The organism is Xanthomonas bonasiae, assembly GCF_014836395.1.
In the GTDB taxonomy this organism is placed as follows: Bacteria; Pseudomonadota; Gammaproteobacteria; order Xanthomonadales; family Xanthomonadaceae; genus Xanthomonas_A; species Xanthomonas_A bonasiae.
In genome coordinates, this window is sequence record NZ_JACSQX010000017.1 from 1 (window position 1) to 5,645 (window position 5,645).

The window sequence follows — 5,645 nt, forward strand, 5'->3', positions numbered from 1 at the left end:
AAGTTAAATGGGAAAAGACGGCAGGTGGTGGGGGCGGGGGGGGGGGCGGCGGCAGTTCGGGAGGCGGTGGCGCCTCGGGGAGTTGGTGATGCGGCTGTTGCGCCATCTGTTCGCGCCGGCGGCGCGCACGTTGTTTCCCAACGCCAGCCTGGAGCGCATCGGCGCGGCGATCGCCGACGGCGAGCGCACGCACCGCGGCCAGGTGATGTTCGCGGTCGAATCGGCGCTGGCGCCGGCATCGCTGCTGCGCGGCATGGCGCCGCGCACGCGCGCCGAGCAGGCCTTCGCGCAGTTGCGTACCTGGGACACCGAGGCCAACAACGGCGTGCTGATCTACCTGCTGCTGGCCGACCACCGGATCGAGATCGTGGCCGACCGTGGCCTGCGCGGGCGCGTCGACGCCGCGCAATGGCGCGACGTCTGCGCGCTGATCGAGCGCGACATGCGCGCCGGCCAGCCCGAGCAGGCGGTGATCGCCGGGGTGGCGGCGGTGTCGGCCTTGCTGGCCACGCATTTCCCCGCGCAGCCGGGCCAGGCCGAGCCCGATGAATTGCCGAACATGCCGCACCTGCTGGATTGAGCGCTGCCGCGGTAGCTACCGGCGCCGATGGCAGACGCTTGCGCCTGCCGGCAGATGAAGCCTGGCGCAGTCCAGGTCGACCAAGACCACGGCAGTGGCCGGCGCCGATGGCAGACGCTTGCGCCTGCCGGCAGATGAAGCCTGGCGCAGTCCAAGTCGACCAAGACCACGGCAGTGGCCGGCGCCGATGGCAGACGCTTGCGCCTGCCGGCAGATGAAGCCTAGCGCAGTTCAAGTCGACCAAGACCACGGCGGTGGCCGGCGCCAGTGGCAGAATAGGCGACCCCCGCCCTCCGGCCGACGTTCCCGCATGACCTATCTCCACCAGATCGACCCCATCGCCTTCTCGCTCGGCCCGGTGAAGGTGCACTGGTATGGGCTGATGTACCTGGCCGCCTTCGCCTCGGCGTGGTGGCTGGGCCGGCGGCGCATCCGCGCCGGCCGCCTGCCGGGCGTGGACATGGAGGGATTCTCCGACCTGCTGTTCTACGCGATGCTCGGCGTGGTGCTCGGCGGGCGCATCGGCTACATGCTGTTCTACGCGCTGGGCGATTTCCTCGCCAACCCGCTGCTGATCTTCAAGGTCTGGGACGGCGGCATGAGCTTCCACGGCGGCCTGATCGGCGTGCTGGTGGCCGCGGCCTGGTGGTCGCGCAAGGCGCGGCTGCATTTCTTCGACACCATGGATTTCGTCGCGCCATTGGTGCCGCTGGGGCTGGGCTTCGGCCGCGTCGGCAATTTCGTCGGCGGCGAGCTGTGGGGCAAGTTCACCGACGCCGGCTGGGGCGTGATCTTCCCGCGCGCGCCGGAGCTGCAGGACTGGCCGCTGGCGCAGATCCAGGCGCAGTACGCCAGCGGTGCGCTGGACAAGTTCGCGCGGCATCCGTCGCAGTTGTACGAGGCGGTGCTGGAGGGCCTGGTGATGTTCGTGGTGCTGTGGTCGTTCTCGCTGCGGCCGCGCGCGCGCTACGCGGTGTCCGGCATGTTCGCGCTGCTGTACGGCGTGTTCCGTTTCGCGGTGGAGTTCGTGCGCGTGCCCGACGCGCCGATCGGCTATCTGGCGTTCCATTGGCTGACCATGGGCCAGATCCTGAGCACGCCGCTGATCCTGCTCGGCCTGTTCCTGCTGTGGCGCTCGCGCGGCGCGCCGGTGCTGCAGCCGGTGCCGCTGGCAGCGGACGCCAAGCGATGAAGGCCTACCTGGACCTGCTGCGCCACGTGCTCGAGCACGGCGCGGAGAAATCCGACCGCACCGGCACCGGCACGCGCAGCGTGTTCGGCTGGCAGATGCGCTTCGACCTCAACGCCGGCTTCCCGCTGGTGACCACCAAGAAGCTGCACCTGCGCTCGATCGTGCACGAACTGCTGTGGTTCCTGAAGGGCGAGACCAACATCGCCTACCTCAAGGACAACAAGGTCAGCATCTGGGACGAGTGGGCCGACGCGCAGGGCGAACTCGGCCCGGTGTACGGCAAGCAGTGGCGGCGCTGGACCGGCGCCGACGGCCGCGAGATCGACCAGATGCAATGGCTGGTGGACGAGATCAGGCGCAATCCGGATTCGCGGCGCTTGGTGATCAGCGCCTGGAACGTGGCCGAGCTGCCGCAGATGGCGCTGATGCCGTGCCACAGCCTGTTCCAGTTCTACGTGGTCGACGGCAAGCTCAGCTGCCAGCTGTACCAGCGCAGCGGCGACATCTTCCTCGGCGTGCCGTTCAACATCGCCAGCTACGCGTTGCTGACCCATATGGTGGCGCAGGCCACCGGCCTGGGCGTCGGCGATTTCGTGCACACCCTGGGCGATGCGCACCTGTATTCGAACCACTACGAGCAGGCGCGCGAACAGCTGGCGCGCACCCCGCGGTCGCTGCCGACGCTGCGCCTGAATCCCGCGGTCAGCGACCTGTTCGCGTTCACCTACGACGATATCGCGATCGAGGGCTACGACCCGCATCCGGCGATCAAGGCGCCGGTGGCGGTGTGAGCGGCGGGGAATCGGGAATGGGAAATCAGGAATCGGCGAGCGCCACTGCGGCGCCACGACTGACCCTGATCGCCGCGCTCGACCGCGCCAACGCCATCGGCCGCGACAACGACCTGCCGTGGCGCCTGCCGGACGATCTGAAGCGCTTCAAGGCGCTGACCCTGGGCAAGCCGGTGCTGATGGGGCGCAAGACCGCGCAGTCGCTGGGCCGCGCGCTGCCGGGGCGCTTGAACCTGGTGATGACGCGCTCGGGGCAGGTGCCGTTCGAGGGCATGCAGGCGGTCGCCTCGCTGCAGGCGGCGATCGAACTGGCGCAGGCGAGCGGGGCGGAAGAACTGTCGGTGATCGGTGGCGGCGACATCTTCGCGCTGGCCCTGCCGCAGGCCGACATACTGTACCTGACCCATGTGGACACCGTGGTCGAGCGCGCCGATGCGCATTTCCCGGCGTTCGATCCGGCGCAGTGGGAGGTCGTGGCGCGGCAGCCGCGTGCGGCCGATGCGAAGCATGCGCTGGCGTTCGAATTCGTCGATTACCGGCGCAGGCGTAGCGCGTCGTAGCGTAGGCGCAGCGTGTTGGGGGAGCGGCTTCAGCCGCGACCGGACGTTACCGGGGGAGATCCTGTCGCGGCTGAAGCCGCTCCTACACGTGGCAGCCTGCGTGGCCGTCACCCGCTTGCCTGCCGCCAGCCATCGTCATTCCTGATCGGGCGGCGGCGGCGCAGCAGCACCCGCACCGCGACCACCGCTGGACCTGCGCCGCGGCGGCCGTGCGCGCGGCACCGGTGGCGGCCCTTCGATCGGGCGCCCCGGCACCTGCACCACCTGCAGGTCTTCGCTGTCCAGGCGCAATGCGGTGAGCTTGCCGCCCCACACCGCGCCGGTGTCGATCGCGTGCACGCCCTGGGTGATGGTCAGGCCCAGCGTGGACCAGTGGCCGCAGACGATCTTCAGGTCGCGCTCGGCGCGGCCCGGCACCTCGAACCACGGATACAGGCCCTGCGCCTGGGTGCCCGGCGTGCCTTTCTCCTCGATCGCGATGCGCCCGCGCGGGGTGCAATAGCGGGCGCGGGTGAACAGGTTGATGATCGCGCGCGAGCGGTCGTAGCCGGTCAGCCCCGGCGACCAGGCCGGGCGGTCGCCGTACATGTTGCGGAACAGCTTGCGGTAGCCGCTGCCGTGCAGTTGCTGCTCGACCTCGCGCGCATGCTTCTCGGCCAGGGTGGTGGTCCACTTCGGCGCCAGGCCGGCATGGATCATCATCCAGCCCAGCTCGCGATCGGCGTGCAGCAGCTTCTGCATGCGCAGCCAGGTCAGCAGCTCGTCGCGGTCCTCGGCCAGCACGATGCGCTGCAGGTCCGGGTTGACCTTGCGCTGCTCGTCCGGGCTGCGCTCGCCGATCGCCAGCAGCGACAGGTCGTGGTTGCCCAGCACCACCTCGCTGTGCGCGCGCAGCGAGTGCACCAGGCGCAGGGTTTCCAGCGACTGCCCGCCGCGGTTGACCAGGTCGCCGCAGAACCACAGCCGGTCCACCGCCGGATCGAAGCGGATCTTTTCCAGCAGCCGCTGGGTGATGTCGTAGCAACCCTGCAGGTCGCCGATGGCCCACACGCTCATGCGGGCGCCATCAGTGCAGGGTCCGCGGCACGGTCAGCACGAATGGCGCGACCGGCGCGACGAAGTGGGTGCCGTCGTCGGCTTCCATGTCGTAGTGGCCGCGCATCGTGCCGTGCTCGGTTTCCAGCATCAGCCCGGAGGTGTAGCGGAAGTCCTCGCCGGGCCGCAGCCGCGGCTGTTCGCCGACCACGCCGTCGCCGTCCACGCGCTCCACGCGGCCGTTGCCGTCGGTGATTTCCCAGTGCCGGGCGATCAGCCGCGCGGCGACGCGGCCACGGTTGTGGATGCGGATCGTGTAGGCGAACGCGTAGCGTCCGTCCTCCGGCGCCGATTGGTCGTCGAGGAACCGGGGCGACACTTCGACCTCGATCCGATAGGGGGCGTCATCGTTCATGCCTCACAGTGTAAGCAAAGCCGGCGCAGGAATGGACTGCGAGCCGTCTACCGGCGCACTGCGGGCAGCGCGCGCTGCGGCCGCTGCGCGTGGCGAGGCATGGCGCCGGCCGGCCACGCAGTGCGATCTGCGACCCGCGCCGTTGCGATGTCTGTGCTTTGGCGTGCGCGTGGAGCGGAGACGCGGATCGCGCCGCGACGCGCGTACCCGGGGCTCAGGCCTGCGCCACGTTGGCCAGGCGCACGAAGTCGGCGACTTCCAACTGCTCGGCGCGGGCATCCGGGCGTACCCCGGCGGCCTCGAACTGGGCCGCATCGCAGACCCCGCCCAGCGCATTGCGCAAGGTCTTGCGGCGCTGCCCGAACGCCGCGCGCACCACGTCGGCGAAACGCCGCCGGTCGGCGATGCCGATGTCCTGCGGCGCATGCGGCACCAGCCGCACTACCGCCGAATCCACCTTCGGCGGCGGCCGGAACGCGCCCGGCGGCACCACGAACAGCGAGGTCACCTCGCAGTAGGCCTGCAGCATCACGCTGAGCCGGCCGTAGACCTTGCTGCCCGGCCCTGCGGCCATGCGGTCGACCACTTCCTTCTGCAGCATGAAGTGCATGTCGGCGATCGCCGCGGCATGGTCCAGCGCATGGAACAGGATCGGCGAGGAGATGTTGTAGGGCAGGTTGCCGACCAGACGGATGCGGCCGTCGCCGGCCAGTTCGGCGAAATCCACCGACAGCACGTCGCGGTTGAGGATGGTCAGTGCGCCGATCCCTTCCGCTGCGGCGGTCAGCGGCGCGATCAGGTCGCGGTCGAATTCGATCACGGTCAGGCGGCCGTGGCGGCGCAGCAGCGGGAAGGTGATCGCGCCCTGGCCGGGGCCGATCTCGACCAGCAGGTCGTCGGGCTTGGGATTCACCGCGCGCACGATGCTGTCGATGTAGTGGCGGTCGCTGAGGAAGTGCTGGCCAAGCGATTTCTTGGCGGGGGCGCTGAAGCCGGAATAGGAAGTCATGCGGGCATCTTATCGGGATGGGGCCGGGATGGCGTGCGCGGTGCCCTGTAGGAGCGGGGGGGG

Annotated in this window: 7 protein-coding genes; 4 read left to right on the forward strand and 3 right to left on the reverse strand. The window is 69.8% G+C overall.

Annotation, left to right across the window (positions count from 1 at the left end; all coding sequences use genetic code 11):
• The first annotated feature begins 88 nt into the window (after nt 1-88).
• The 4 genes from H9658_RS20635 to H9658_RS20650 all read left to right on the forward strand — a co-directional run bounded on the left by H9658_RS20635 (nt 89) and on the right by H9658_RS20650 (nt 3,123).
• Entirely contained in the window at nt 89-580 is a 492-nt protein-coding gene (locus H9658_RS20635; RefSeq protein ID WP_179568277.1) for a TPM domain-containing protein, read from the forward strand.
• A gap of 310 nt (nt 581-890) precedes the next feature.
• Nucleotides 891-1,772 carry a prolipoprotein diacylglyceryl transferase gene (gene lgt / locus H9658_RS20640; protein WP_191826763.1) on the forward strand — a complete coding sequence of 294 codons (882 nt, stop codon included), beginning with the start codon at nt 891-893 and terminating at the stop codon, nt 1,770-1,772.
• Nucleotides 1,769-2,563 carry a thymidylate synthase gene (locus tag H9658_RS20645; RefSeq protein ID WP_191826764.1) on the forward strand — a complete coding sequence of 265 codons (795 nt, stop codon included), beginning with the start codon at nt 1,769-1,771 and terminating at the stop codon, nt 2,561-2,563. Before lgt ends, H9658_RS20645 begins: the two co-directional genes overlap by 4 nt.
• A gap of 17 nt (nt 2,564-2,580) precedes the next feature.
• The gene (locus H9658_RS20650) at nt 2,581-3,123 is read left to right on the forward strand and encodes a dihydrofolate reductase (RefSeq protein WP_191826765.1); all 543 of its coding nucleotides are present in this window, start codon (nt 2,581-2,583) and stop codon (nt 3,121-3,123) included.
• A 135-nt stretch (nt 3,124-3,258) separates the two neighbouring features.
• Here H9658_RS20650 and H9658_RS20655 read toward each other — a convergent pair whose 3' ends face one another.
• From H9658_RS20655 to rsmA, 3 genes are all read right to left on the reverse strand, one after another.
• Nucleotides 3,259-4,179 carry a symmetrical bis(5'-nucleosyl)-tetraphosphatase gene (locus H9658_RS20655; RefSeq protein ID WP_191826766.1) on the reverse strand — a complete coding sequence of 307 codons (921 nt, stop codon included), beginning with the start codon at nt 4,177-4,179 and terminating at the stop codon, nt 3,259-3,261.
• 10 nt (nt 4,180-4,189) lie between these two features.
• Nucleotides 4,190-4,573 carry a Co2+/Mg2+ efflux protein ApaG gene (gene apaG, locus H9658_RS20660; protein WP_145705570.1) on the reverse strand — a complete coding sequence of 128 codons (384 nt, stop codon included), beginning with the start codon at nt 4,571-4,573 and terminating at the stop codon, nt 4,190-4,192.
• Between the two features lie 214 nt (nt 4,574-4,787).
• A complete protein-coding gene (rsmA, locus tag H9658_RS20665) occupies nt 4,788-5,582 on the reverse strand; it encodes a 16S rRNA (adenine(1518)-N(6)/adenine(1519)-N(6))-dimethyltransferase RsmA (RefSeq protein ID WP_191826767.1) in 795 nt (264 codons plus the stop codon).
• Nucleotides 5,583-5,645 lie beyond the last annotated feature (63 nt).